Raw genomic sequence first — 25,000 nt, 5'->3', positions numbered from 1 at the left:
GGCGATTGTAGCGGGCGGGGCCGATTCCGGTTCCCGTCGAAGCGCCTTGGGCGCAACCGCCATCTCCGATCGCTGGGTTGGCCGAGGGCGGCCGCGCCCAAGGGCGCTGCTACACCGATCCGGCGAAGCCCAGCTGGCGCCAGGCCTCGTAGACCGCCACCGCCACGCTGTTGGACAGGTTGAGGCTGCGGCTGTCCGGGCGCATTGGCAGGCGCAGGCGCTGATCCGGCGGAATGGCGTCCAGCACCTCATCGGGAAGGCCGGCGGTTTCGCAGCCGAACAGCAGGGCGTCGCCTTCGCTATAGCGGGCATCCACGTGGGCCAGGCGGCCCCGGGTGGAATAGGCGAACACGCGCGGCTCGCCGAGCGCGGCCAGGCAGGCGGGCAGGTCCTCGTGCACCGTGACGCGCGCGTACTCGTGGTAGTCCAGCCCCGCGCGGCGCAGACGGGCGTCGTCCAGTTCGAAGCCGAGCGGGCGGATCAGGTGCAACGACGCGCCAGTGTTGGCGCAAAGGCGGATGGCGTTGCCGGTGTTCGGCGGGATTTCGGGGCGGAAGAGGATGACATGCAGCATCCGCCCATTATCCGCTGCGCGGCCCGTCGATGGGCCGGCGGTAGACCGCTTCGAATGCTCAGCTTTCCACGCGCGGGCAAACGACGCCGTCGGGCGGCAGCATGCAGGCGCCGGGCACGGCCAGCGTCACGCCTAGCGCGGCACCGTCGCCGGCGCCGGCCAGCTGCACCGGTCCGGGCATGAACAGCATCGAGGCCATGATCCAGCCGCATACCAGCAGGCAGGCGGCGAACAGGCTGCGCAGCAACAGGGTTTCGAGTTTCATGGCGACGTTCCTTGGAGAGGGAGTGGAATCCTGCCAACGGAGTGGCAAGGCTCGTGCCAGTCGTGAGGTAACGCTAACCCATTGATTCATGGATACCTTCCCGCGAAGGAGCGATGCGCCCGGGTTGTCCGCGGACACTGCGCGGTCCGCGGGCGGACACCATCCGGACAGCCATGGCCTTTGTCGCTTGTGCTGGTTTGCCCCGGACCGATAGCCTCGGGCCTCTTTCGTGACGCAGGAGGTTCACCGTGGCAAAGCGTTTCCCACCCAAGACCGTGCTGGCGCTGATCGCCGCCAGCCTGCTGGCTGGACCGGCCCTGCTGCCGGCGCAGGCCACCGATGCACCGGCCGCGCAGGCACAGAAGATCCCCGAGCTGAAGTACGAGCGCTTTACCCTGCCCAATGGGCTGACGGTGGTGGTGCACGAGGATCACAAGGCGCCGGTCGTGGCGGTGAGCGTGTGGTACCACGTGGGCTCCTCGTATGAGCCGAAGGGCAAGACCGGCTTCGCGCACCTGTTCGAGCACCTGATGTTCCAGGGCTCGGAGAACCACAAGGACGAGTACTTCAAGCCGTTCGAGCTGGCCGGCGCCACCGACCAGAACGGCACCACCTGGCTGGACCGCACCAACTACTTCGAAACCGTGCCCACCACCGCGCTGGACATGGCGCTGTGGATGGAATCCGATCGCATGGGCCATCTGCTCGGCGCGATCGGCCAGAAGGAACTGGACGAGCAGCGCGGCGTGGTGCAGAACGAGAAGCGCCAGGGCGAGAACGAGCCTTACGGCCGCGTCAGCGAGCTGATCCAGGCCGAGGCCTTCCCGGCCAACCACCCCTACCACCACGACACCATCGGCTCGATGGCAGACTTGAACGCCGCCTCGCTCGGCGACGTCAAGCAGTGGTTCAAGGACTACTACGGCGCCGCCAACACGGTGGTGGTGCTGGCCGGCGACATCACGCCGGCGCAGGCGAAGGAGAAGATGCTCAAGTACTTCGGCGACATCGGCGCCGGCCCGGCCGTGCCGCGACCGCAGGTCTGGGTGACACCGCGCCAGAAGTCCACCCGCGGCTCGATGACCGACAACGTCGCGCAGACGCGCATTTACCGCGAGTGGAACGTGCCCTCGCGCACCGACGTCGAACTCAACCAGCTGCAACTGGCCGCCGCGGTGCTCGGCGGCGGCAAGACCTCGCGTCTGTACCAGCGCCTGGTCTACAAGGACAAACTCGCCGACGATGTCTCGGTCGACATCGAGCAGCACGTGCTGGCCAGCCTGTTTGAACTGCAGGTGGACGTGAAGAAGGGCGCCGACCCGGCCAGGGTCGAGGCCGCGGTGGCCGACGAGTGGGCGAAGTTCCTCAAGGACGGCCCCACCGCCGACGAGCTGGAGCGGGTCAAGACCGGCATCCGTGCCGCGTTCGTGCGCGGCCTGGAACGCGTCAATACGCAGGCTTCGATCCTGGCCGAGGGCCAGCTCTACCAGGGTGACCCCGGCGCCTACCTGAAGGATTTCGACACGTTGATGGCCGCCACCCCGGCCAGCGTGAAGACCTCGGCCAACCGATGGATCGCCAAGGGCGACTACACCGTCACCGTGACGCCCGGCAAGGTCGAGGACACCGACTTCGCCACCTACGCCGGTCGCCCCGCGCAGCCGGGCAAGCCGATGGACGAGCTTTCGGCCAAAGGCGAATACACCATCGTCAAGAGCCCGGTGGACCGTACCAAGGGCGTGCCCGAGGTGACCCAATTCCCCAGCCTCACCTTCCCGACCCTGCAGCACGGCAAGCTCGCCAACGGCATCGAGGTCACCCTGGCCGAGCGCCACGAAGTTCCGGCGACGCAGGTGCAGCTGATGTTCGACTCCGGCTACGCCGCCGACCAGGGCCGCAAGCTCGGCACGTCAAGTTTCACCATGGCGATGCTCGATGAAGGCACCAAGGACCTCGATTCGGTCGAGATCGCCAAGCGCGAGCAGCGCCTGGGCGCGCAGATCGGCAGCGGTTGCGGGCTGGACGCGTGCAACGTCTCGCTCAACGCGCTGAACGACAAGCTGGAACCGTCGCTCGCGCTGTTCGCCGACATCGTGCGCAACCCGGCGTTCCGCACGGACGATGTCTCGCGCCTGCGCGGCCAGTGGCTGGCGCGCATCGCGCAGGAGAAGAGCCAGCCGATCGGCATCGCGCTGCGCACGTTGCCGCCGCTGCTTTACGGCGAAGGCCACGCCTACGCGATTCCGTTCACCGGTTCGGGCACGGTGCCCTCGATCACGGCGCTCGATGCCCATGACATGCGCCGCTTCATGGGCGACTTCATCCGGCCGGACAACGTCCGGATCCTGGTTGCCGGCGACACCACGCTGGACAGGATCATCCCGCAGTTGAACAAGGTGTTCGGCGACTGGAAGCCGGGCGCGGGCAAGGTGCCGGCGAAGAACCTCGCCAAGGTGGCGTCCCCCGACGCTTCGCGTGTCTACCTGATCGATCGCCCCGGCGCGCAGCAAAGCCTGATCCTGGCCGGCGGCCTGGCGCCTTCGACCCGGGTCGACAACAACCTGGCGATCGAGACCATGAACGGCGCCTTCGGCGGCACCTTCACCTCGCGCCTGAACATGAACCTGCGCGAGGACAAGCACTGGGCCTACGGCGCCTACAGCTTCATGCCCGATGCGCTGGGCCAGCGCCCGTTCCTGATGTACGCGCCGGTGCAGACCGACAAGACCGCACCGTCGGCGCAGCAGATCCTTGCCGAGGCGCGCGGGGTGGCCGGCAAGCATCCGCTGAGCGCCGAGGAAATCGCCAAGATCAAGGAAGGCGACGTGCGCAGCCTGCCCGGCGAGTACCAGACCACGTCCGCGGTGATGGGCGCGCTGGAAGACATTGCCCTGTACGACCGTCCCGACAACTGGATCCAGACCGAGAAGGCGCGCATCCAGGCGTTGAAGGACCCGCAGGTTCAGGCGGCGGCCAACGAAGTCGTCCGTCCCGATCACCTGACCTGGGTGATCGTGGGCGACCTCAAGAAGATCGAGGCGCCCGTGCGCGCACTGAACCTGGGCAAGGTGCAGGTGCTCGATGCGGATGGCAAACCGGTGAAGTGAGGCGGCATGGCCCGCCCTCCGGTTCCCCACGGGACGGATGGGCGGGCGGCTTTCCTGCATGCAGGCAAACGGCGCTGCGCGACTTCGTGCCGGCCGTGCATGCTCCACGCTACGATGCGCTGTCCCAGCATTCCCTCCGGAGCCCCTCCATGCGCAAGACCCCGCTGCTGCTCGTCCCCGTCCTGCTCCTCGGCGCCTGCACCTGGGGCATCACCCTCAACGACGCGGGCAAGCAGGTGCGTACGGCCTGGAGCGGCGACGTCTCGCAGTGCCGCGACCTGGGCAAGGTCACCGTGTCGGTGATGGAACGCGTCGGCCCGGTCGACCGCAACGACATCAAGGTGCGCGACGAACTGGAAGTGATGGCGCGCAACGAGGCGGCCAAGATGAACGCCGATACGGTCAAGCCGCTGGGCGAGCCGGTCGATGGCGAGCAGGCCTGGGGCGCCTACCAGTGCGGCAGCGCCCGCCCGGCCTCGGCCACGCGTCCGGCTACCCAGCCGGCACCCGCCGCGAGCGGTGGCGTGCAGACCTACCCGATCCAGGGCAGCTGAGTACGCCCGTCGCGTCCGCCCGCTCCGTCACCGGAGCGTTCCCCGCCCTGCCGATCACGCACGCGCGCCTGACGCACGTGCGCCGGCTTTCCGTGCGCCCGCGTATGCCCGTGCGATAGCCAGCGCCGGTCATTCGGGCGAAAATGGCCGTCTTGCCTTTTCTTCGCGGCGCGGGCTGGTCCTTGCCGCGCTTCCCCGTACGCCTTTGCACGAGAGGTCACGCAGACGATGTCCCAGGCCCCGAAGATTCTCTACACCCTGACCGATGAAGCGCCGTTCCTGGCCACCCAGTCGCTGCTGCCGATCGTCAAGGCCTTCGCGCACACCGCGGGCATCGAGGTGGAGACGCGCGACATCTCCCTGGCCGGGCGCATCCTCTCGCAGTTCCCCGAATACCTGAAGGAAGGCCAGCGCATTGCCGACGACCTGGCCGAGCTCGGCCAGCTGGCCACCACGCCGAACGCCAACATCATCAAGCTGCCCAACATCAGCGCCTCGGTGCCGCAGCTTAAAAGCGCGATCAAGGAGTTGCAGGCCCAGGGTTACGCACTGCCGGACTATCCCGACGAGGTCCACGGCGACGTCGAGCAGTACAACATCAAGGCGCGCTACGACAAGGTCAAAGGCAGCGCGGTCAACCCGGTGCTGCGCGAGGGCAATTCCGACCGCCGCGCCCCGGCCTCGGTGAAGAGCTACGCGCGCAAGCATCCGCACAAGATGGGCAAGTGGAGCGCCGACTCCAAGACCCGCGTGGCGCACATGGACGGCGGCGACTTCTACGGCTCCGAGCAGTCGGCCACGATGGACAAGGGCGGCAGCCTGAAGATCGAGCTGGTCGGCAAGGACGGCACGACCACGGTGCTCAAGGAAAAGGTCGCCGTGCAGGCCGGTGAAGTCGTCGACACGGCCGTGATGAGCCGCGCCGCGCTGGCGCGCTTCGTCGACAGCGCGATCGCCGACGCCAAGGCGGACGGCGTGCTGTTCTCGCTGCACCTGAAGGCCACCATGATGAAGGTCTCCGACCCGATCATGTTCGGCGTGGTGGTGCGCGAGTTCTACAAGGACGTGCTCGCGAAATACGCGGCCGAGCTCAAGCAGGTCGGTTTCGACGCCAACAACGGCATCGGCGATCTCTACGCGCGCCTGTCGCAGCTGCCCGAGGAGAAGCAGGCGGCGATCAAGGCCGACATCCAGGCCGGGTACGCGAAGCGTCCGGCGCTGGCGATGGTCAACTCCGACAAGGGCATCACCAACCTGCACGTGCCCAGCGACGTGATCGTCGACGCCTCGATGCCGGCGATGATCCGCGACTCCGGCAAGATGTGGAATGCCAAAGGCGAGCTCGAGGACACTCTCGCGCTGATTCCCGACCGCAGCTACGCCGGCATCTACCAGGCGGTGGTCGAGGACTGCAAGGCGCACGGCGCGTTCGATCCCGCCACCATGGGCTCGGTGCCCAACGTCGGCCTGATGGCGCAGAAGGCCGAGGAATACGGGTCGCACGACAAGACGTTCCAGATCGCCGTCGACGGTACCGTGCGCGTCACCGACCAGGATGGCCGCGCGGTGTTCGAGCACGCGGTCGAAGCCGGCGACATCTGGCGCATGTGCGAAACCCGCGACGCGCCGATCCAGGACTGGGTCAAGCTCGCCGTTAGCCGCGCGCGCCTCTCCGGCACGCCGGCGGTGTTCTGGCTGGACCCGGCGCGTGCGCACGACGCGCAGCTGATCGCCAAGGTCGAGCGCTACCTCAAGGACCACGACACCGCCGGACTGGACATCCGCATCCTGTCGCCGGTCGAGGCCATGCGCGTCTCGCTGGAGCGGATCCGCAAGGGCCAGGACACCATCTCGGTGACCGGCAACGTGCTGCGCGATTACCTCACCGACCTGTTCCCGATCATGGAGCTGGGCACCAGCGCCAAGATGCTCTCGATCGTGCCGCTGATGGCCGGCGGCGGCCTGTTCGAGACCGGCGCCGGCGGCTCGGCGCCCAAGCACGTGCAGCAGTTCGTCGAAGAGGACTACCTGCGCTGGGATTCGCTGGGCGAGTTCCTGGCGCTGGCCGCCTCCTTCGAGCATCTGGCCGAGCGCTACGGCAACCGGCGTGCCGCGGTGCTGGCCAAGGCGCTCGACCAGGCCAACGGCAGGATCCTGGACAACAACAAGTCGCCCGCGCGCAAGGTCGGCGAGCTGGACAACCGCGGCAGCCACTTCTACCTGGCGCTGTACTGGGCGCAGGCGCTGGCCGCGCAGGACGAGGATGCCGGACTGAAGGCCACCTTCGCCCCGCTGGCCAAGGCGCTGGCGGACAACGAAGCCACCATCGTGGCCGAGTTGAATGGCGCGCAGGGTAAAGCCGTGGACATCGGCGGCTACTACCACCCGGACCTGGCGCGCACGAGTGCGGCGATGCGACCGAGCAAAACCTTCACCGACGCGCTGGCGACGCTGGAAGGCTAAAAGAAAGGGCGCCCCAGGGCGCCCTTTTCTTTACGGACGCCTGTGCGCGACCGGTGCGCCGCGGTCGCGCACAGGGTGCGCTTCCACAGCGGTCAGGTTTCGGCGCTCGCCCGATCCAGCACCGCGATCTCCTCCGGCGCCAGCGCGAGCTTCACCGCGCCCAGCAAATCATGCAATTGTTCCACGCTGGTGGCGCTGGCGATCGGCGCGGTGAGTCCGGGACGGGCGATAAGCCAGGCCAGCGCCACCTGCGCGGGCGTGGACTGGTGGCTGGCGGCGACGCGGTCCAGAGCATCGAGGATACCCAGCCCGCGCGGGTCCAGATACTTGCGCACGCCGTTGCCACGCGCGCGGCTCTTGGCCAGATCCGCCTCGCTGCGGTACTTGCCGGAGAGGAAGCCGCTGGCCAGCGCGTAGTAGCTGATCACGCCGACCTGCTCGCGCCGGATCAGCGGCTCCAGCTCGCGTTCGTAGCCGGCACGACGCAGCAGGTTGTATTCCGGTTGCAGCGATTCGTAGCGGGGCAGGCCGTGTTCGGCCGAAACCTTCAGCGCCTCGGCGAAGCGGTCGGCGGTGTAGTTGGAGGCGCCGATGACGCGCACCTTGCCCTGTTCGATCAGCCGTCCGAACGCGCCCAGCGTCTCGCTCAGGGGTATCGAGGCGTCATCCTCGTGCGCCTGGTAGAGGTCGATGCAGTCGACCTGCAGGCGTCGCAGCGAGCCTTCCACCGCCTGCTGGATGTTGACCGGTGACAGGCCCGGCTGCTCGGCCCATTTGGCCACCTTGGTGGCGATCACTACCTGGTCGCGCTTGCCGCGGGCCTTGAGCCAACGGCCGATGATGGTTTCCGATTCGCCGCCGCGGTTGCCCGGCACCCAGGCCGGATAGACATCGGCGGTGTCGATCAGGTTGAAGCCGGCGCCGACGAAGGCATCGAGCAACTCGAAGGAGCGCTTCTCGTCCGCGCTCCAGCCAAACACATTGCCGCCAAAGGCGAGCGGGGCGATGGAAAGCGGCGAGCGGCCGAGCGGGCGCAGTTGCATGGAGTTTCTCCGGGGCGGGAATCCCAGGAAATGGAGAGCAGCTGCGACGGAATCAACCTCAGGAGCGCATCGATGCGCGACCGGGTGCCTCACGGTCGCGCACTGGTGCGCTCCTGCAGTTCTACAGGTGGCTGTTGTGGAGGCGCTGCGATCAACTGATCAACGCAGCGCGCAGGGCATCGCGCCAGCGCAGCATCGGTGCCACCGGTTTGACGATCGGGGCCGCGCGGCGACCGCGTACCTCCGGCGCGTCCTCGCGCCAGCGCAGGTCGGTGGGCAGGGCGTGGCCATGCAGGTACAGCAACTGCTTCCAGAACGGTTTCACGGGAACCTCCGGGTGGGATGTGTTGCCTTGGGGTGTGCTCAAGGTACGTCGCCTTCGGACGGCCAAAAAGCGATATATTCGCAAGCCAGCCTTGAGCGCATTTCAAGGCTCTACATGCACCTGGGAGGCCGACCTCGTGAGCCATGTTCCGCTGGGTCTGTTGCAACAGTTCGTGCGGGTGGCCCGCGTGGGCAACCTGTCGCGCGCGGCGGTGCAGGCCAATCTCACCGTCAGTGCGCTGAGCCACCAGATTCGCCAGCTGGAAGATCGTCTCGGCCGCCGCCTGTTCGAGCGCGGCCCGCGCGGCGTCACGCTCACCACTGAAGGTTGCGGCTTGCTCGAGGCGGTGGGCGAGCACTTCGATGGCATCGACCACGCGCTGGCGCGATATCGCGAGCGGCGGCACGACTCGCTCACGCTGAGCGCGAGCTCGGGAATCATGTCCAGCTGGCTGGTGCCGAGGCTGCCCGGGCTGGTCGCCGCGCACCCGGAACTGGAGCTCAACCTGCAGTCGGGCACCACGTTGGTGGATTTCGAGCGCGAGCCGGTCGACGCCGCGTTGCGCTACGGCCGCGGCCAATGGCCCGGGCTCACCAGCGAACGGCTGTTTGGCGAGTGGCTGGCGCCGGTGGCCACCCCCGAACTGATTGCGCGCATGGGCGGGGCCGATCCCCGCCAGCTTGGCGACTGGCCATTGCTGGGCGACCCGGGCGACCGCTGGCGCGAATGGTTCGCGGAGGTGGGCGGCACGCCACCCAAACGCTACGTGGCGCATTTCGACAGTACCGACGCGCTGCGCCACGCGGCGCTGGAGGGCCTGGGCGTGGGACTGGGACGGATGGTCAGCTCGCGCTCGCTGATCGACGCCGGTCGGCTGGTGGTGCTGGGCGACCGCTACCTGCCGATCCACGAGGCTTACTGGCTGGTCTACCCGCCGCGCTCGGAAGAGCACCGCGGCCTGCAGGTGTTCCGCGAATGGCTGCTGGGCGAGGCCGAGGCGTACTGCACGCAGATGCCGCGGCTGCGCGAGGACAAGGCCGCCAACGCCTGACCCTGCTGGAGCCAAGTTCACGCGCGCGCACCGCTGCGCCTACCGGTTCCTTCGGTGGCCGGCGCGCGGCATCATCGGGGTTTCCGTCCGCCTGGAGCCGCCCATGAAATCCCGCGCCGCCGTCGCCTGGCAAGCAGGCAAGCCGCTGTCGATCGAGGACGTGGAAGTGGCCGGCCCGAAGGCCGGCGAAGTGCTGGTGCGCATCGTCGCCACCGGCGTCTGCCACACCGATGCGTTCACCCTCTCCGGCGCCGATCCGGAAGGCCTGTTCCCGGCGATCCTGGGCCACGAGGGTGGCGGCATCGTGGAAGAGGTGGGCGAGGGCGTGACCACGCTGGCCGTGGGTGACCACGTCATCCCGCTGTACACGCCCGAGTGCGGTACCTGCGAATACTGCCGCTCGGGCAAGACCAACCTCTGCCAGCGCATCCGCGCCACCCAGGGCCAGGGGTTGATGCCCGACGGCACGTCCCGGTTCTCCAAGGACGGCCGGCTGATCCATCACTACATGGGCACCAGCACCTTCAGCGAATACACCGTGCTGCCCGAGATCGCCGTGGCGAAGATCAACAAGGCCGCGCCGCTGGAGAAGGTCTGCCTGCTCGGCTGCGGCATCACCACCGGCATCGGTGCGGTGCTCAACACCGCGAAGGTGGAACCGGGCGCGAGCGTGGCGGTGTTCGGGCTCGGCGGCATCGGGCTGTCGGTGGTGCAGGGCGCGGTGATGGCGAAAGCCGGGCGCATCGTGATCATCGACACCAATCCGTCCAAGTTCGAGATGGCGAAACTGCTGGGCGCCACCGATTGCGTCAATCCGAAGGACCATCCCGACACGCCGATCCAGCAGGTGATCGTCGAGCTCACCGGCGGCGGCGTGGACTATTCGTTCGAGTGCATCGGCAACGTGGACGTGATGCGCGCAGCGCTGGAGTGCTGCCACAAGGGCTGGGGCGAGTCGGTGATCATCGGCGTGGCCGGCGCGGGGCAGGAGATCCGCACGCGGCCGTTCCAGCTGGTGACCGGGCGCGTGTGGCGCGGCTCGGCGTTCGGCGGGGTCAAGGGCCGCTCGCAGCTGCCGGGCTACGTCGAGCGCTACCTGGCGGGCGAGATCAGGATCGACGAGATGGTCAGCCAGGAATTGCCGCTGGAACGCATCAACGAGGCGTTCGATGCCATGCACGAGGGTCGCGTGATCCGCTCGGTGATCCGCTACTGACCTCCTCTCTCCTCCGCTCGCGGGGAAGTGCCCGTAGGGGCGGATGGGGCGCGGCCTTGCGGAGGCCTGTACCGGCTGTCCGGCAGGAGCGCCCCGGACCTGCCCTGCCTTCGCGGGGTAAGGCTCGCGACTGGGCGCTCGGCTAGAATGCGCGCGCCTCCCCGGCACTCCCCCAAAGGATTCCCATGCAACGCACCGCCATCCTCGTCGACGGCGCCTTCTTCCTTGCCCGTTACCGCAAGGTCTGGGGCGAGCGCGACGCCAATGACGCGCGCACCGTGGCCAAGACGGTGTTCGGCATGGCGCTGGAACACCTGAAGGCGCTGGATCGTCCACGCGAGTCGATGTACCGGATCTTCTTCTACGACTGCCCGCCGCTGGAAAAGGTGCTGGTCCGCCCGCTCAGCGGCGAGGCGGTGGACTTCTCGCGCACCGGCGCGGCAGCGTTCCGCCGCGAGCTGCACGACCAGCTGCGGCGCCAGCGCAAGATGGCGCTCAGGCTGGGGCGGCTGGCCGAGCGCGGCGAATGGAAACTCCGGTTCAATGCCTACCAGCAGCTGCGCGAGGGCACCCTGGCGTGGGAGGATCTGGGCGACGAGCACTTCGAGCCGGACATGCGCCAGACCCAGGTGGACATGAAGATCGGCATCGACATCGCCGCGCTGACCTACAAGAAACTGGTCGACCAGATCATCCTGGTCGCCGGCGATGCGGATTTCATCCCCGCGGCCAAGCTCGCCCGCTACGAGGGCATCGACTTCATCCTCGACCCGATGTGGCAGGGTATAGCCCCGGACCTGCACGAGCACATCGACGGATTGCAGTCGGTCTGCCCGCGCCCTTTCTGAAGCATTCGTTCCACGCATGGCCGTAAGGAGACACGATGAAGAGCCTGCTGATTTGCACCTTCTGCACCGCCGCGCTGATGGCCCTGCCGGCCATCGCGCAGGACCAGCCCGCCGACGCGCTGGTGCCGCCGACCAGCGCCAGCGACTACACCGCCACCCAGCTGGACCAGGTGATCGGCGGCGACTGGCGCCCGGCCGATCAGCGCGCGCGCGACATGTATCGCCACCCAAAGGAGACGCTGACGTTCTTCGAGTTGCGCCCGGACCAGACGGTGATCGAGATCACCCCCGGCGGCGGCTGGTACGCGCAGATCCTCGCGCCGCTGCTGCGCGACAACGGCCATTACATTGCCGCGGAAAAGCAGCCGTCCGCCGATGACGAGGCGCGCAGCGACGACAGTGCATTGCGCAAGCTCTTCGCTGCGCACCCGGCGCAGTTCGGCCAGGCCTCGATCGTGACCTTCGACCCCAAGGCGCCGGTGCTCGGCCCTCCGGCATCGGCCGACCGCGTGCTGACCTTCCGCAACGTGCACAACTGGGCGATGGACGGCAGCGCGCAGGCGATGTTCAAGGCCTTCTACAGGGTGCTCAAGCCCGGCGGCGTGCTCGGCGTTGCCGACCATCGTGCCGATGCCGGCGCCTCGCTGGACGAGGTCAAGGGCAGTGGCTACCTGCCGGTGGACTACGTCGTGAAGCTCGCCACCGATGCCGGCTTCGTGCTGGACGGTCGCAGCGAGATCAACGCCAACCCGAAGGACGACCACGACCACCCCAAGGGCGTGTGGACGCTGCCGCCCACGCTGGCGCTGGGCGACCAGGACAAGGACAAGTATCTGGCGATCGGCGAATCCGACCGCATGACGCTGCGCTTCGTGAAGCCGGAGGCGCCCGCGCACGCGGCCTCCGCGCCGTGACGGATGCTGATCGCGCTCAACAAGCCCTATGGCGTGCTGTGCCAGTTTTCCGGTGACGGCAGCCGGCCGACGCTGGCCGGCTTCGTGCGCGAAAAAGACGTCTATCCGGCCGGACGGCTGGATCACGACAGCGAAGGCCTGCTGCTGCTGACCGACGACGGGCGCCTGGCGCACCGGTTGACCGATCCGCGCCACAAGCAAGCCAAGACCTACCTGGTGCAGGTGGACGGCGCAGTCACCGACGAGGCGATCGCCGCGCTGCGCCGTGGCGTCACGCTCAACGATGGCCTCACCCTGCCGGCCGGTGCCGAACGTGCGGCCGAGCCGGACTGGCTGTGGCCGCGCGACCCGCCGGTGCGTTTCCGCAAGGCCATCCCCACCAGCTGGCTGAGCATCACGCTGCGCGAGGGGCGCAACCGTCAGGTAAGGCGGATGACGGCGGCGGTCGGTTTTCCGACGCTGCGGCTGGTCCGGGTGCGCATCGGTGATTGGGCGCTGGACGGCCTGCTCCCGGGCGAAACCCGCCGGCTCTTGTAGGGTGGGCTTCAGCCCGTCCTGCCGCCACCATGTAGCGGTAGGCTGAAGCCCACCCTGCGGCCGCCTGCCATGCCTCCCTTCAAAGACCATTTCTCCGGCCACGCCACGCTCTATCGCGACGCCCGACCGCTGCCGCCGGCCGACTGGTTCGCCTGGCTCGCCGGCCAGGCGCCGGACACCACGCTTGCCTGGGATGCCGGTTGCGGCAACGGCCAGGCCAGCCTGGGGTTGGCGGCGCATTTCGAACGCGTGGTGGCGACCGATCCGAGCACCACGCAGATCGCGCAGGCGAGTGCGCACCCGGCCATCGATTACCGCGTGGAACCGGCCGAGCAAAGCAGCCTGGCGGCTGGCAGCGTGAGCCTGGTGAGCGTGTCGCAGGCGCTGCACTGGTTCGACCTGGACGCCTTCCACGCGCAGGTGCGCCGCGTCGCCAAACGGGGCGCGCTGCTGGCGGTATCGGCCTACGGCAACTGCAGCGTGGACCGGACGGTAGATGCCGTCGAATGGAAGCTCTACGCCGATACGCTCGGTGGCGACTGGCCGCCGGAACGCGCGTTGGTGGACAGCGGCTATCAAGGGTTGGCGTTCCCGTTCGACCCGGTATCTGCGCCGAGCTTCGCCATGCATGCGGAGTGGAACCTGGCGCAGTTCCTCGCCTACCTGCGGTCGTGGTCGGCCACGCAGCGGCACCTGAAGCGCACGGGCATCGACCCGGTCGAAGCGGCGACGCCCGCGCTTGCCGATGCGTGGGGCGAGCCGGGAAGGGTGCGTACCGTGCGCTGGCCTTTCTTCACCCGCGTCGGCCGCCTCTGACCCCGGCCTCCCCCCCCGGAAGGGAGGGCAGCGGGCGTTAGAGCCCGAAGAACGCCGCGGCCGCGGCCGTGCTGTTCGCCGCGGTCACCTCGACCGGCTCGCCGCGATCGCGCGCCACTTCCTCGCAGATGTGTTTCAGGTACATCGGCTCGTTGCGTCGATGGCTCGGCTGCGGGCGCACCGTGCGTGGCAGCAGGTAGGGCGCGTCGGTTTCGAGCATCAACCGGCCCGCGGGGATCTCGCGCACGAACTCGCGCAGGTGCGTGCCGCGCCGCTCGTCGCAGATCCAGCCGGTGATGCCGATGTGGCAGCCCAGCGCGAGGTAGTCGCGTAGCGCCTCGCAAGTGTCGGTGAAGCAGTGCACCACCGCCGCCGGCACGCGATCGCGGTAGCGCTTGAGCAGAGCCAGGAAATCCGCGTGCGCGTCACGCTGGTGCAGGAACAGCGGCTTGCCCAGTTCCGCGGCGATGGCCAGTTGCTGCTCGAACACGCGCAACTGCACGTCGCGCGGCGAGTAGTTGCGGTGGTAATCCAGTCCCGTCTCGCCGACGGCCCGTACTTCGGGCAACCGCGCCAGTTCGCGCAGGCGCGCATCGGTGGACTCGTCGTAGTCGACCGCGTGGTGCGGATGCACGCCCGAGGTTGCCCACAGCACGCCGGGATGCTCGTGCGCCAGTGCCAGCGCCTGCTCGCTGCCCTCGCGCGAGGCGCCGGTCACCATCATCCGCGTGACGCCTTGCGCCGCCGCCCGCGCGAGCACGTCGGCGACGTCGTGGCGGAAGGATTCGTGCGTGAGGTTGGCGCCGATATCGATCAGCTGCATGGCAGGTCCGCAAAAGCGCGCATTGTTGCAGAGCGGCCCCGATTGGCAAGGCGCACCGCCGTCCAGCCCGCTGTCACATCGGGGCGACAAATGACCCCCTAGCTTGCAAGTCGACGACGGCAAGGAAGCAGTGGGGGGCGTTGGTGATGCAGTCACGCGACAGCCGGCAGGACGCGTCCATGGCGACCGTCGTCGACGGAAGCGGGGTTTCAGGACTCCGTGCAGTACTGCCCGCCGTGCAAGGCGGCGGGTGCTCAAAACCGGGGAATCACTTCATGGCAAATCGTATGCGGATCGGGGCGCTGCTCGGCGCTTCCATGGCCTTCGCCTTCTCGATGGCGGCGCACGCCGCCAGCACCACCGGCGGGCTCGGCGGCACTCACTACAACATCAGCTCGCTCAAGAGCGACGGCCATTACGACCGCTTCATCGTGACCTGGCGGCCAGGCAGCGCCGAGCGCGCCAATCCGTCCTTCATGCGCCAGAGCATGGGCGCGGCGCTGTCCCGCGCCGGCCTGGTGCGCGCCACGCTCGGTCCGCAGGGCATGATGCAGGCGCCCGTGCAGGCCAGCTACGGGCGACGGTTGGCGATCGGCGCCGACGTGCTGCGCACCTCGCGCAAGCTTGACCGCGACGAAGCCGCCGCGCTGATGGCGCAGCTGGCCAGCGACCCGGCCGTGCTGCACGTGGCGCCGGACGTGCTGCGCCGTCCGGTGAGCGACATCGCCGCGCCGGCCTCGCTGCGTCCGTCGGCCTTCCGTCCGACCGACACCGACTACGCCAGCTACCAGTGGGATCTCAAGGCGCCCAGTGGCCGCGCCACGGTATCGGGCGACCGCAACTACGGCGGTTCCCACGTCAATGCGGCGTGGGACCTGGCCGACGGCAAGGGCATCGTGATCGCGGTGCTGGACACCGGCATCACCACGCACGTGGACGTCAACACCAAGCTCGCCGGCGCGGGCTACGACTTCATCACCGATGCGTTCCTCTCCGGTCGCAAGACCGACGGCCGCATCCCGGGCGGCTGGGACCCCGGTGACTGGACCACCGGCAAGCCCTGGCAATCCATGTGCACGGACGAGTTCAACCCGCCGCAGCCCAGTTCCTGGCACGGCACGCATGTCGCCAGCACGGTCGGTGCCGAACGCACCAACAACGGCGTCGGCCTGGCCGGCATCGCCTACCGCGCGCGGGTGCTGCCGATCCGCGTGCTCGGCCACTGCGGCGGCTACGACAGCGACATCAGCGACGCCATCATCTGGGCTGCCGGCGGCCACGTCGACGGCGTGCCGGACAACACCCATCCGGCGCAGGTGATCAACCTCAGCCTGGGCGGTTACGGCCAGTGCACGGCGGACGATCCGATGGGACAGGCGATCGCGCTGGCCAACCGGCGCGGCGCGGTGGTGGTGGTCGCGGCGGGCAACGACAACGACAACGCGAAGTACTTCTCGCCCGCCAGCTGTCCGGGCACCATCACGGTCGCGGCCACCGGCATCACCAGCCGGCGTGCGTACTACTCGAACTACGGGCGCACGGTCGACCTGGCCGCGCCCGGCGGCGGCATCTACGCAGGCGACCGCAACAGCGGCGAGCAGGTCTCGGACGGCTTCGTCTGGCAGGCGATCAACAGTGGCACCACCAAGCCGGTAGCCGATGACTCCAGCTATGCCGGCTACGCGGGCACGTCCCAGGCGACCCCGCACGTCAGCGGCACCGTGGCGTTGATGCAGGGCGCGCGACTGGCCCGCGGTCTCGCGCCGCTGTCGCCCGCCGCGGTGCTGGACATCCTGCAGCGTACGGCCGCCACGCCGAAGGTGGCGCCCGACCACCGCATCGGTGCCGGCATCCTGGATGCCTACGCCGCGGTGAACATGGCCATCGCCAACGGCGTGACCACCAGCCAGCCAGCCGTGCTGGCCAACGGCGTGGCGCTGTCGGACCAGTCCGGAGCCAAGGGCAGCCGCACGGTGTACCGCATCGACGTGCCCGCGGGCACCGGCAAGCTGAGCCTGCGCACGACGGGGGGCAGCGGCGACGTCACCCTCTATGTCAACCAGGGCACGCCCGCCACGGCGGACGACTACCACTGCCGCTCCGCGCACGCCGGCACCGACGAGTCGGTGGTGCTCGACCACCCGGCAGCCGGCACGTGGTTCGTCACCCTGGCCGGGCGGACGGACTACAGCGGCGTGAACCTGGTGGGAAAATACATCGCCGCACGCTGATCGTAATTAGGCAGCTTTGCGCCGTTGCGCATCACCGCACGGCGCTAAGCAGACGCATCCGGTCGCCAAATGTGGCGGCCGTTTCCTTTGCCCACGTGGAGCGGCCAAAACCGCTTACTGATAGCAGAAGCCAAGTGCGAAGGCCCTTGGAATATTTCGCGGTTGACGCTCCCGTCAACCCTCCATACCGTGACGTAGTCGTCATTTTCGCGATTTGACGGCGTTATTCGAAAGCCCGAAGCACAAGCCGGGCTACCGTCCGTAGGGGGAGAACATGTTCCAGAAGAAGCTCGTCGGCGCCATGCTCGCCGCGATGGGTTGCGCCTCGGTTTCGCTATGCGCCACGCCCGTCCACATCCATGCCGGTCGCCTGGGCAACCTCGCGCCGGCCACGCTGGCCAATCGCCTGGGCCTGGGCCAGGGCAGCACCTTCACCGCCGGTGCGCATGCGAAAACAGTGCGTGGCACCGTCAAGACGCGCGAGCGGCAGACGTTTCAGGGCGTGCCGGTCTACGGGCGCAGCCTGGTGGTCGAACGCGACGCCCGCGGCAATGTACTGAGCGCCCATGGCGAGGCCGAAGCCAGCCTGGCCGGCCAGCTGCACTCGGTCCGCCCGCGCCTCAACGGCGCCCAGGCTCAGGCAGCCCTGCAGGCAAAGCTGGGCCAGCGCGGCATGGCCGCAAGCAACGTCCGGAGCGAGTTGTTCGTCTATCCGCAGGCCAAGGGCAACGCCCGGTTGGCCTACCGCACCTCCTACCTGGTCACCGCGAACGGCGGGATTTCGCGTCCGACCGCGATCGTTGACGCCAACACCGGCGAAGTGCTGCGTCATTGGGACGGCCTGACCACCGGTCGCCGCCCCCCTGGCACCGGCACACCAACCACAGTCAGTGCGAACGGCCCGGGCGGCAACGACCTGACCGGCCTGTACCACTACGACGGTTCGGGCGCCGGCCGCGAGCTGCTCAGCGCCACCCGCATCGGCAGCACCTGTTACCTGCAGAACAATGAGGTCGCGACCTACAACGTGGCTGGCGGCCAGCGTGTAACGCTGTGGTCGTTCGGTTGCGCCGGCACCAACCCCGCCGGCTGGACCAGCATGGGCGATGATATCAACGGCGCGTATTCGGCCATTAACGATGCACACCACTTCGGTGGTGTGGTGTACGACATGTACAACAGTTGGTTCGGCGCGCCGCCGCTGAAGAACGGCGATGGCAGCCCGATGCAGCTGCACATGTGGGTGCACTACGGCGCGAACTACGAGAACGCATTCTGGGACGGCTCCGAAATGGTCTTTGGCGACGGCGACCAGTATTTCTACCCGTTCGTGGTGCTGGACATCACTGGCCATGAAATCAGCCACGGCTTCACCGAACAGCATTCGGGCCTGGAGTACGCGGGCCAGTCCGGCGGCATGAACGAGGCGTTTTCCGACATGGCCGGCGAGGCCGTGAAGTATTTCGACCGTGGCAGCAACGACTTCATGACCGGTGCTGAGATCATCAAGCCGACCACCGTACCGCTACTTGGCATGACGGCGCTGCGCGACATGTGTACGCCGAGCAACGACGGCACCTCGATCGATAACGCCACGCAGTACTACGACGGCCTCGACGTCCATTACTCCAGCGGCGTCTACAACCGTGCGTTTTGCACCCTGGCCAAAACCGCCGGGTGGAACACGCGCACGGCATTCGAGGTCTTCCACGACGCAAACGCCCTGTATTGGGGGCCGGACGAGTCTTTCGACAGTGGCGCATGCGGCGTCGAACAGGCGGCCACCGACCGCGGTTACCCACAGGCCGATGTCGCGGCCGCCTTCAGCATCGTCGGAGTCACCTGCCGCTGAGTGCTCTGGCGCGCGAGCCACACAGCTCGCGGTCGACCGGGTGGCCGGCGCGTGCGTTCGGCCATCCCTTTTTCGAATGAATGAACATCCGCCGGGCGAACAAAGACGCTGGCGGACTGGGAGATGCTTGTGAACAAGATCCACAGCAAGGTTTGGAACCGGGCGTTGGGCATGATTGTGGTCGCCTCCGAGTTGGCACGCAGCCAGGGCAAGCGTGCCTCTGGTGGGCGCGCTCGTGCGCTGGTGCTGGGGGCGGCAATGACGGTCGCGGTGGCAGCAAGCCCCGCACAGGCGGCGGTATTCGCTGCAGATCCAGGTACCGATCCGGTATTGGTCGATCCGTTTGTGCTGGAAGGCGGTACAGCTGGCGGCCATAGTGCTTCCGCGGGTATGTATGCCACGGCGCTGGGCCTTTATGCGAACGCGGCGGGGCACGGCTCGGTCGCCGTCGGCGAGAATGCTGGCTCCGACGGGTCATGGTCGTTAGCGATGGGTGCGCGCTCTTACACGTCCTCGTTGTATGGCCTGGCCGTTGGCACCGACAGCACGGCCACGGACGAAAGCGCCACAGCAATTGGCGGCAACTACACGGATTTCGATGGCACGGTGTATGGCACCGAAGCCAGTGCGTTCGGCGCCACCGCGCTTGGCGCCGGGGCCGGCGCCGATGGCGTGGACAGTACTGCGGTTGGCTCGCTCTCCTATGCCACTGGCCAGGGCTCGTTCGCTGGCGGCACCAACGCCGGCGCCGATGGCTACGAGAGCGTGGCGCTGGGCGCCAACGCCCAGGCTTCCGATCGCGGCTCCATCGCGATCGGCGGCGGCGATCCGGACCTGGCGTCCGGCGAGGCCACGACCGCTTCGGGCGAGGGGGCCATCGCGCTCGGCTCGCTGGCCTACGCACAAGGTACCGGCGCCATGGCCAACGGCTATCAGGCCACCGCACTGGGCGACTTCGCCCTGGCCAGCGGCAATGGCGCCTGGGCCCAGGGCACGGGCGCCTCGGCGATGGGCAGCGGCTCGCTTGCGGCCGCGGACAAGGCTACTGCCAACGGTAATAACGCCCAGGCGCTCGACAGCTCAGCCACGGCGCTTGGTTCCGATGCCTACGCGCAGGGCGCCTACAGCATTGCCATCGGCTCCCAAGCCGATCCCAATACAGGCGCGTTCGGCAGCCAGTCGGTAGCGATCGGACTGGACAGCTTTGCCGCCGGCGACTATTCAAACGCGCTGGGCGGTTTCAGCGTAGCCTCGGACTTTGCCAGTGCCTTCGGCTACGCCGCCAACGCCACCGGTTACGCCAGCGTGGCCTCGGGCGTGCAAAGCACCGCCTTGGGCGACTATTCGGTCGCGATGGGCGTCGGTTCGGTGGCCTCCAATGTAGACAGCGTCGCGGTTGGCGATGGCAGCGAATCCGATGGCTCGGCCGCCGTGGCGGTCGGCGCGGGCGCCTTTGCACCGGCGGACAACAGCGTGGCGCTGGGTGCCGGTTCGGTCGCCGACCAGGACGACACGGTGTCGGTCGGCACCGTTGGCGGCGAGCGGCGCGTCGTCAACGTGGCCGACGGAGTCGACGCGATGGACGCGGTGAACAAGGGCCAGCTCGATGCCCTGGCGGACCTCGCCGGGACGAACGGCCAGGCCATCAACGACCTTGGTTCCGAAGTGACGAACATTGATGGTCGCGTAACCAACATCGAGGGCCAGCTAGGTAGCCTCCAGTCCAACACAGCTGACCTGGGTTATCTCAGTGTCGACGGCGACTCTGTGGCAAATGCCCTGACCGGTACCAAGGCCGTCGCCCTCGGTTCAGCCGCGCAGGCGCAAGGCGACCATGGCACGGCGATTGGCGGCGACAGCTACGCCGCCGGCCCTAACGACACTGCCATCGGCGGCAAAGCGCACGTGGGAGCCGATGGCAGCACGGCGGTAGGCGCCAATACCACCATAACCGCCGACGCCACCAATGCCGTGGCGGTAGGTGAAAGCGCGAGCGTCAGTGCGAGCGGGGCAGTCGCACTGGGCCAGGGCGCGATCGCGGACCGCGCCAATACCGTCTCGGTCGGTACGGCCAGCCAGCAGCGGCAGATCACCAACGTGGCGGCCGGCAGTGCGCCCACCGACGCGGCCAACACCGGGCAGGTCGACCAGGCGCTGGGCACTGCCAAGATCTACGCCGATGCCGGTGACCGCCAGACCCTGGCTCGGGCGCAGTCCTACGCCGACCAGCGATTGGCCAACGTGTCGCTGGACCTGTCCAGCTTCCGCCGCGAAGTCGACGAGCGCTTCCGCACCGTCAACAATCGCCTGGACGCGGTCGGCGCCATGGGCACGGCGATGTCGCAGATGGCCTTCAGCACCCAGGGCATCGACAGCCCCAACCGCCTGGGCGTGGGCGTGGGCGGTTATCACAACCAGGGCGCGCTGGCGGTGGGCTATTCGCGCCAGCTGTCTTCCAAGGCCAGCCTGACCTTCGGCGCGGCGGTCAGCGGCAGCGAAACCTCCGGTGGCGTGGGCCTGGGCGTGGGCTGGTAAGCCACGGGGCAAACCCGCGGACGGCCGGCGCACATGCAGGCGCCGGCCGTTTCACGTTGTGCTGAACTTGTGCGCGTGATGTTAGTCGGAAGTTCCACGGCATCTCCCGCCGCGCGCTCGCGCCCGGGCCGGGGGATGTGCTACCAATGGTTTTTCTCGTCGACGCGGGGGGTGTTGACGGGTTGACGTGACTGGCGGGAGACACTGCATGTCGGCAGTTCCAACGCCCGCGGCCACCTGGGCGCTCTCCGTGGACGACCGTGAAGCGGCGGTCTGCGCACTCCTGGTGTCGCGCGGCAATCTCAAGGACAGCGACCTCCATCGCGCGCGCAGGCTGCACGAGGAGGCGCCCGAGGGCACCCTGACCGCGCTGCTGGCGCGGCTCGGGCTGGTGTCCGAGCGCGACCTGGCCGAAGCCTGGTCCGAACTGCTCGGCGTGCCGCTGCTGGCCGCGCGCGACGCGCCGGAAATGCCGCCGGCCGAACCCGAACTCTCCCTGCGCTTCCTCAAGCAACAGCACGTGGTGCCGGTGCGCGAGGGCGAGGACGACCTGGCGCTGGTGGTGGCCGATCCGGCCGATCCCTATCCGTTGCAGGCAGTGGAACTGGCCGCCGGCCGACCGGTCGCCCTGCGCGTCGGCCTGCGCTCGGAAATCGACGACCTGATCGAGCGCTACTACGGCACCGGCCGCTCCGCGATGGGCACGATCGTCGAAAACCTCGGCGGCGAGGCCAGCGAGGAAGACGACGTCGAACACCTGCGCGACCTTGCCTCCGAGGCGCCGGTGATCCGCCTGGTCAACCTGATCCTGCAGCGCGCGGTCGAGCAGCGGGCCTCCGACGTGCACATCGAGCCGTTCGAGAACCGCCTGAAAGTGCGCTACCGCATCGACGGCGTGTTGCACGAAGTCGAGGCGCCGCCATCGTCCTCGACCGCGGCAGTGATCAGCCGCGTCAAGATCATGGCCAAGCTGAACATCGCCGAACGCCGGCTGCCGCAGGACGGGCGCATCCAGCTGCGCGTGCAGGGCAAGGAGCTGGACCTTCGCGTATCCACCGTGCCGACCGCCTATGGCGAGTCGGTGGTGATGCGTATCCTGGACCGCGAATCGGTGGTTTTCGACTTCGAATCGCTGGGCTTCACGCCCGCGTTCGAAAAGCGCTTCGTCGAGGTGCTGGAGCGCCCCAACGGCATCCTGCTGGTCACCGGTCCGACAGGTTCGGGCAAGACCACCACGCTCTACACGGCGCTCTCGCGCATCAACACGCCGGACGTCAAGATCATCACGGTCGAGGACCCGGTCGAGTACCAGCTCGAGGGCATCAACCAGATCCAGGTCAAGCCGCAGATCGGGCTGGATTTCGCCAACGCGTTGCGCTCGATCATGCGCCAGGATCCGGACGTCATCATGATCGGCGAGATGCGCGACCTGGAGACCTGCCGCATCGCGATCCAGTCCGCGCTTACCGGCCATCTGGTGTTGTCCACGCTGCACACCAACTCGGCCGCCGGCGGCGTCACGCGCCTGCTGGACATGGGCGTGGAGGACTACCTGCTTGGCTCCACCGTCAACGCGATCCTGGCCCAGCGGCTGGTGCGCCGGCTGGATCCGGAAACGGCGGTTCCCTACGAGGCCTCGCCCGAGGTGATCGCCGAGTTCGAGCTGGAGAAGTACACCGACGAGCGCCCGATCCGCCTGTGGAAGCCCGGCTCCAGCGCGGCCAACCCCACCGGCTACCGCGGCCGGCGCGCGATCGTCGAATTCCTGGTGATGAGCGAGCCGCTTCGGCGGCTGGTGATGAAGCGGGCCGACGCCAGCGAGATCGAGCGCGTGGCCCGCGCCGAGGGCATGCGCACGATGTACGAGGACGGTATCGCCAAGGCGGTCGCCGGCGTCACCACCCTCGAGGAGGTGCTGCGTGTCACGCAGGAAGGCTGATGCGATCCGAACCGGCGACGCCTTTGCTCCCTCTCCCCGCCGGGAAGGGGGTTGGGGTGAGAGGGCGGCGCTCGCCCGGAGCCGTCGCGGAGTGGTTATTCCTTTTGTTTTGAAGGGCGCCAACCGCCCGCGCTCTGTCCATCCTTGCCCGCAAGCCTTGGCCCCTCACCCCGGCCCTCTCCCCGGAGGGGAGAGGGAGCAAAAAGTAAAGGGCCTCTGACATGGCCCAGTTCCGCTACCGCGCCATCAGCGCCGCCGGCGAGATGCTGCAGGGCCAGATCGAGGCCCCCAGCCTGCAGGAGGCGATCGGCCGCTTGCAGGACCAGGGCCACACGCCGCTGGAGGCCAAGCCTGCCGATGCCATGGGCGAAGGTTCGGCGTTCGCCGCGCTGTTCAAGCGCGGTCCCTTTACCGGCGACCAGCTGGCGCAGTTCACCCACCAGCTGGCGACCCTGCTCGGCGCCGGGCAGCCGCTGGACCGGGCGCTGGGCATCCTGATGGAACTGCCCGAGGCCGAACGCGCCAAGCGCCTGGTCGAGCGCGTGCGCGACCGCGTGCGCGGCGGCACCACGCTTTCGCAGGCGCTGGAGGAAGAGCACGGCGTTTTCCCCAAGCTGTACATCTCGCTGGTGCGCGCAGGCGAGGCCGGCGGTTCGCTGGAAGAGACCCTGCGCCGCCTGGCCGAATACCTCGAGCGCGCCCAGCAGCTGCGCGGCAGCATCGTCAACGCGCTGATCTATCCGGCCTTCCTGATGATCGGCGTGCTCGGCTCGCTGGTGCTGCTGCTGGCCTACGTCGTGCCGCAATTCGTGCCGATCTTCCAGGACATGCAGGTGCCGATCCCGCTGATCACGCGCGTGGTGCTGTTCATCGGCCAGGTGCTGCAATCGTGGTGGTGGCTGCTCCTGATCGTGTTGATCGTGGGTGTCGCCACGTGGCGCGCGCGCCTGCGCGACCCGGCGCTGCGCATGGCCTGGCATGCGAAGCTGCTGACCATGCGCGTGATCGGGCCGCTGCTGCTCAAGGTCGAGACCGCGCGCATTGCGCGCACGCTGGGCACGCTGCTGAAGAACGGCGTGCCGCTGCTCGCGGCGCTGAGCATCGCGCGGCAGGTCACCAGCAATACCGCGCTGGATGACGCACTCGCGCAGGCGTCCGAACAGGTCAAGGGCGGCGGCGGCCTGAGCGCCGCGCTGGCGCGCTCGCAGCGCTTCCCGCGGCTCTCGCTGCAGATGGTGCAGGTCGGCGAAGAAGCCGGGCAACTGGACACCATGCTGCTGAAAGTCGCCGATACCTTCGACCTCGAATCCAGGCGCGCGATCGACCGGCTGCTGGCCGCATTGGTGCCGGCGCTGACGATCGTGATGACCGTGCTGGTGGCGATCATCATGGCGGCGATCCTGCTGCCGCTGCTGAGCCTCACGGCGAATATTCAATGATGTGGAGAGTGCAATGAAACACCAACGGACCGGCTCGATGCGCGCGCAGCGCGCCCGCGGCTTCACCCTGCTCGAAATGCTCGCCGTGATCGTGCTGATCGGCATCATCGGCGCGATCGTCGTGCGCCAGGTCGGCGGCAGCGTCGACAAGGGCAAGTACGGCGCGGGCAAGGCGCAGTTGATGACGCTCGGCCAGAAGATCGAGAACTACTCGCTGGACAACGGCTCGCCGCCGGCCGGCCTCGATGCGCTGGTCAAGAAGCCGCCGAACGCGCCGAACTGGCAGGGGCCGTACGCCAAGCCATCGGACCTGGTCGATCCGTTCGGCCATGCGTTCGGCTACAAGGCGCCGGGCGAACACGGCAGCTACGACCTGGTGTTCTATGGCCAGGATGGACAGCCCGGTGGCGACGGCTACAGCAAGGACATCGGTAGCTGGCAATGAGCCAATGGGTCGACCATCGGGAC

The 25,000-nt window shown here is 68.2% G+C and carries 20 protein-coding genes and 1 pseudogene; 16 read left to right on the top strand and 5 right to left on the bottom strand.

The window, feature by feature from the left end; genetic code table 11:
• Positions 1 to 109 precede the first annotated feature (109 nt).
• Both LQ772_RS15635 and LQ772_RS15630 read right to left on the bottom strand, forming a co-directional pair.
• Positions 110 to 574, bottom strand: coding sequence for a tRNA (cytidine(34)-2'-O)-methyltransferase (locus tag LQ772_RS15635; protein ID WP_231322102.1), 465 nt, complete (start codon positions 572 to 574; stop codon positions 110 to 112).
• A gap of 58 nt (positions 575 to 632) precedes the next feature.
• Positions 633 to 839: a hypothetical protein gene (locus tag LQ772_RS15630; protein ID WP_231322101.1), complete on the bottom strand. Its 207-nt coding sequence runs from the start codon at positions 837 to 839 to the stop codon at positions 633 to 635.
• A 248-nt stretch (positions 840 to 1,087) separates the two neighbouring features.
• On the opposite strand from LQ772_RS15630, the gene LQ772_RS15625 reads away from it, so the two are divergent.
• From LQ772_RS15625 to LQ772_RS15615, 3 genes are all read left to right on the top strand, one after another.
• Positions 1,088 to 3,946 (top strand): M16 family metallopeptidase, encoded by a 2,859-nt coding sequence (locus LQ772_RS15625; RefSeq protein WP_425600808.1) that lies wholly within the window; start codon positions 1,088 to 1,090, stop codon positions 3,944 to 3,946.
• A gap of 149 nt (positions 3,947 to 4,095) precedes the next feature.
• Positions 4,096 to 4,500, top strand: coding sequence for a DUF4156 domain-containing protein (locus LQ772_RS15620; RefSeq protein WP_231322099.1), 405 nt, complete (start codon positions 4,096 to 4,098; stop codon positions 4,498 to 4,500).
• 228 nt (positions 4,501 to 4,728) lie between these two features.
• Positions 4,729 to 6,963 carry an NADP-dependent isocitrate dehydrogenase gene (locus LQ772_RS15615; RefSeq protein WP_231322097.1) on the top strand — a complete coding sequence of 745 codons (2,235 nt, stop codon included), beginning with the start codon at positions 4,729 to 4,731 and terminating at the stop codon, positions 6,961 to 6,963.
• A gap of 92 nt (positions 6,964 to 7,055) precedes the next feature.
• Here LQ772_RS15615 and LQ772_RS15610 read toward each other — a convergent pair whose 3' ends face one another.
• Together LQ772_RS15610 and LQ772_RS15605 are read right to left on the bottom strand one after the other, a co-directional pair.
• Complete coding sequence (locus LQ772_RS15610) at positions 7,056 to 8,006, bottom strand: aldo/keto reductase (protein ID WP_231322094.1); 951 nt, start codon at positions 8,004 to 8,006, stop codon at positions 7,056 to 7,058.
• A gap of 151 nt (positions 8,007 to 8,157) precedes the next feature.
• On the bottom strand, positions 8,158 to 8,331 hold the full coding sequence (locus LQ772_RS15605; RefSeq protein WP_231322092.1) for a hypothetical protein: 174 nt from the start codon (positions 8,329 to 8,331) through the stop codon (positions 8,158 to 8,160).
• Between the two features lie 136 nt (positions 8,332 to 8,467).
• On the opposite strand from LQ772_RS15605, the gene LQ772_RS15600 reads away from it, so the two are divergent.
• The 6 genes from LQ772_RS15600 to LQ772_RS15575 all read left to right on the top strand — a co-directional run bounded on the left by LQ772_RS15600 (position 8,468) and on the right by LQ772_RS15575 (position 13,713).
• Positions 8,468 to 9,382 carry a LysR substrate-binding domain-containing protein gene (locus LQ772_RS15600; protein WP_231322090.1) on the top strand — a complete coding sequence of 305 codons (915 nt, stop codon included), beginning with the start codon at positions 8,468 to 8,470 and terminating at the stop codon, positions 9,380 to 9,382.
• Between the two features lie 103 nt (positions 9,383 to 9,485).
• Positions 9,486 to 10,598 (top strand): S-(hydroxymethyl)glutathione dehydrogenase/class III alcohol dehydrogenase, encoded by a 1,113-nt coding sequence (locus tag LQ772_RS15595; RefSeq protein WP_231322088.1) that lies wholly within the window; start codon positions 9,486 to 9,488, stop codon positions 10,596 to 10,598.
• 185 nt (positions 10,599 to 10,783) lie between these two features.
• Positions 10,784 to 11,446: an NYN domain-containing protein gene (locus tag LQ772_RS15590; protein ID WP_231322086.1), complete on the top strand. Its 663-nt coding sequence runs from the start codon at positions 10,784 to 10,786 to the stop codon at positions 11,444 to 11,446.
• A 35-nt stretch (positions 11,447 to 11,481) separates the two neighbouring features.
• On the top strand, positions 11,482 to 12,360 hold the full coding sequence (locus LQ772_RS15585) for a class I SAM-dependent methyltransferase (protein ID WP_425600807.1): 879 nt from the start codon (positions 11,482 to 11,484) through the stop codon (positions 12,358 to 12,360).
• A 3-nt stretch (positions 12,361 to 12,363) separates the two neighbouring features.
• Positions 12,364 to 12,897 (top strand): pseudouridine synthase, encoded by a 534-nt coding sequence (locus tag LQ772_RS15580; RefSeq protein ID WP_231322084.1) that lies wholly within the window; start codon positions 12,364 to 12,366, stop codon positions 12,895 to 12,897.
• Positions 12,898 to 12,966: 69 nt separating this feature from the next.
• Positions 12,967 to 13,713 carry a class I SAM-dependent methyltransferase gene (locus LQ772_RS15575; RefSeq protein WP_231322082.1) on the top strand — a complete coding sequence of 249 codons (747 nt, stop codon included), beginning with the start codon at positions 12,967 to 12,969 and terminating at the stop codon, positions 13,711 to 13,713.
• Between the two features lie 37 nt (positions 13,714 to 13,750).
• Here the strand turns inward: LQ772_RS15575 and LQ772_RS15570 are convergent, their stop codons facing one another.
• Positions 13,751 to 14,536 carry a TatD family hydrolase gene (locus LQ772_RS15570; RefSeq protein WP_231322080.1) on the bottom strand — a complete coding sequence of 262 codons (786 nt, stop codon included), beginning with the start codon at positions 14,534 to 14,536 and terminating at the stop codon, positions 13,751 to 13,753.
• A gap of 275 nt (positions 14,537 to 14,811) precedes the next feature.
• Between LQ772_RS15570 and LQ772_RS15565 the strand changes: the two genes are divergently transcribed.
• The 7 genes and pseudogenes from LQ772_RS15565 (at position 14,812) to LQ772_RS15540 (ending at position 24,977) form a co-directional block, all read left to right on the top strand.
• Positions 14,812 to 16,767: a S8 family peptidase gene (locus LQ772_RS15565; protein ID WP_231322078.1), complete on the top strand. Its 1,956-nt coding sequence runs from the start codon at positions 14,812 to 14,814 to the stop codon at positions 16,765 to 16,767.
• A gap of 274 nt (positions 16,768 to 17,041) precedes the next feature.
• Positions 17,042 to 18,619 (top strand): M4 family metallopeptidase, encoded by a 1,578-nt coding sequence (locus tag LQ772_RS15560; RefSeq protein ID WP_231322076.1) that lies wholly within the window; start codon positions 17,042 to 17,044, stop codon positions 18,617 to 18,619.
• 123 nt (positions 18,620 to 18,742) lie between these two features.
• Positions 18,743 to 19,048 (top strand): annotated as a pseudogene (locus LQ772_RS17440) (ESPR domain-containing protein); the annotation flags it as partial.
• Between the two features lie 60 nt (positions 19,049 to 19,108).
• Entirely contained in the window at positions 19,109 to 21,154 is a 2,046-nt protein-coding gene (locus LQ772_RS15555) for a YadA family autotransporter adhesin (protein ID WP_231322074.1), read from the top strand.
• Between the two features lie 208 nt (positions 21,155 to 21,362).
• Positions 21,363 to 23,093: a type II secretion system ATPase GspE gene (gene gspE / locus LQ772_RS15550; protein WP_231322072.1), complete on the top strand. Its 1,731-nt coding sequence runs from the start codon at positions 21,363 to 21,365 to the stop codon at positions 23,091 to 23,093.
• A 221-nt stretch (positions 23,094 to 23,314) separates the two neighbouring features.
• Entirely contained in the window at positions 23,315 to 24,532 is a 1,218-nt protein-coding gene (gspF, locus tag LQ772_RS15545; protein ID WP_231322070.1) for a type II secretion system inner membrane protein GspF, read from the top strand.
• A gap of 76 nt (positions 24,533 to 24,608) precedes the next feature.
• Positions 24,609 to 24,977: a type II secretion system protein GspG gene (locus LQ772_RS15540; RefSeq protein ID WP_231326076.1), complete on the top strand. Its 369-nt coding sequence runs from the start codon at positions 24,609 to 24,611 to the stop codon at positions 24,975 to 24,977.
• Positions 24,978 to 25,000 lie beyond the last annotated feature (23 nt).

Source organism: Frateuria edaphi (assembly GCF_021117405.1).
Taxonomy (GTDB): Bacteria; Pseudomonadota; Gammaproteobacteria; order Xanthomonadales; family Rhodanobacteraceae; genus Frateuria_A; species Frateuria_A edaphi.
This window is presented reverse-complemented; position numbering and strand designations above follow the sequence as displayed.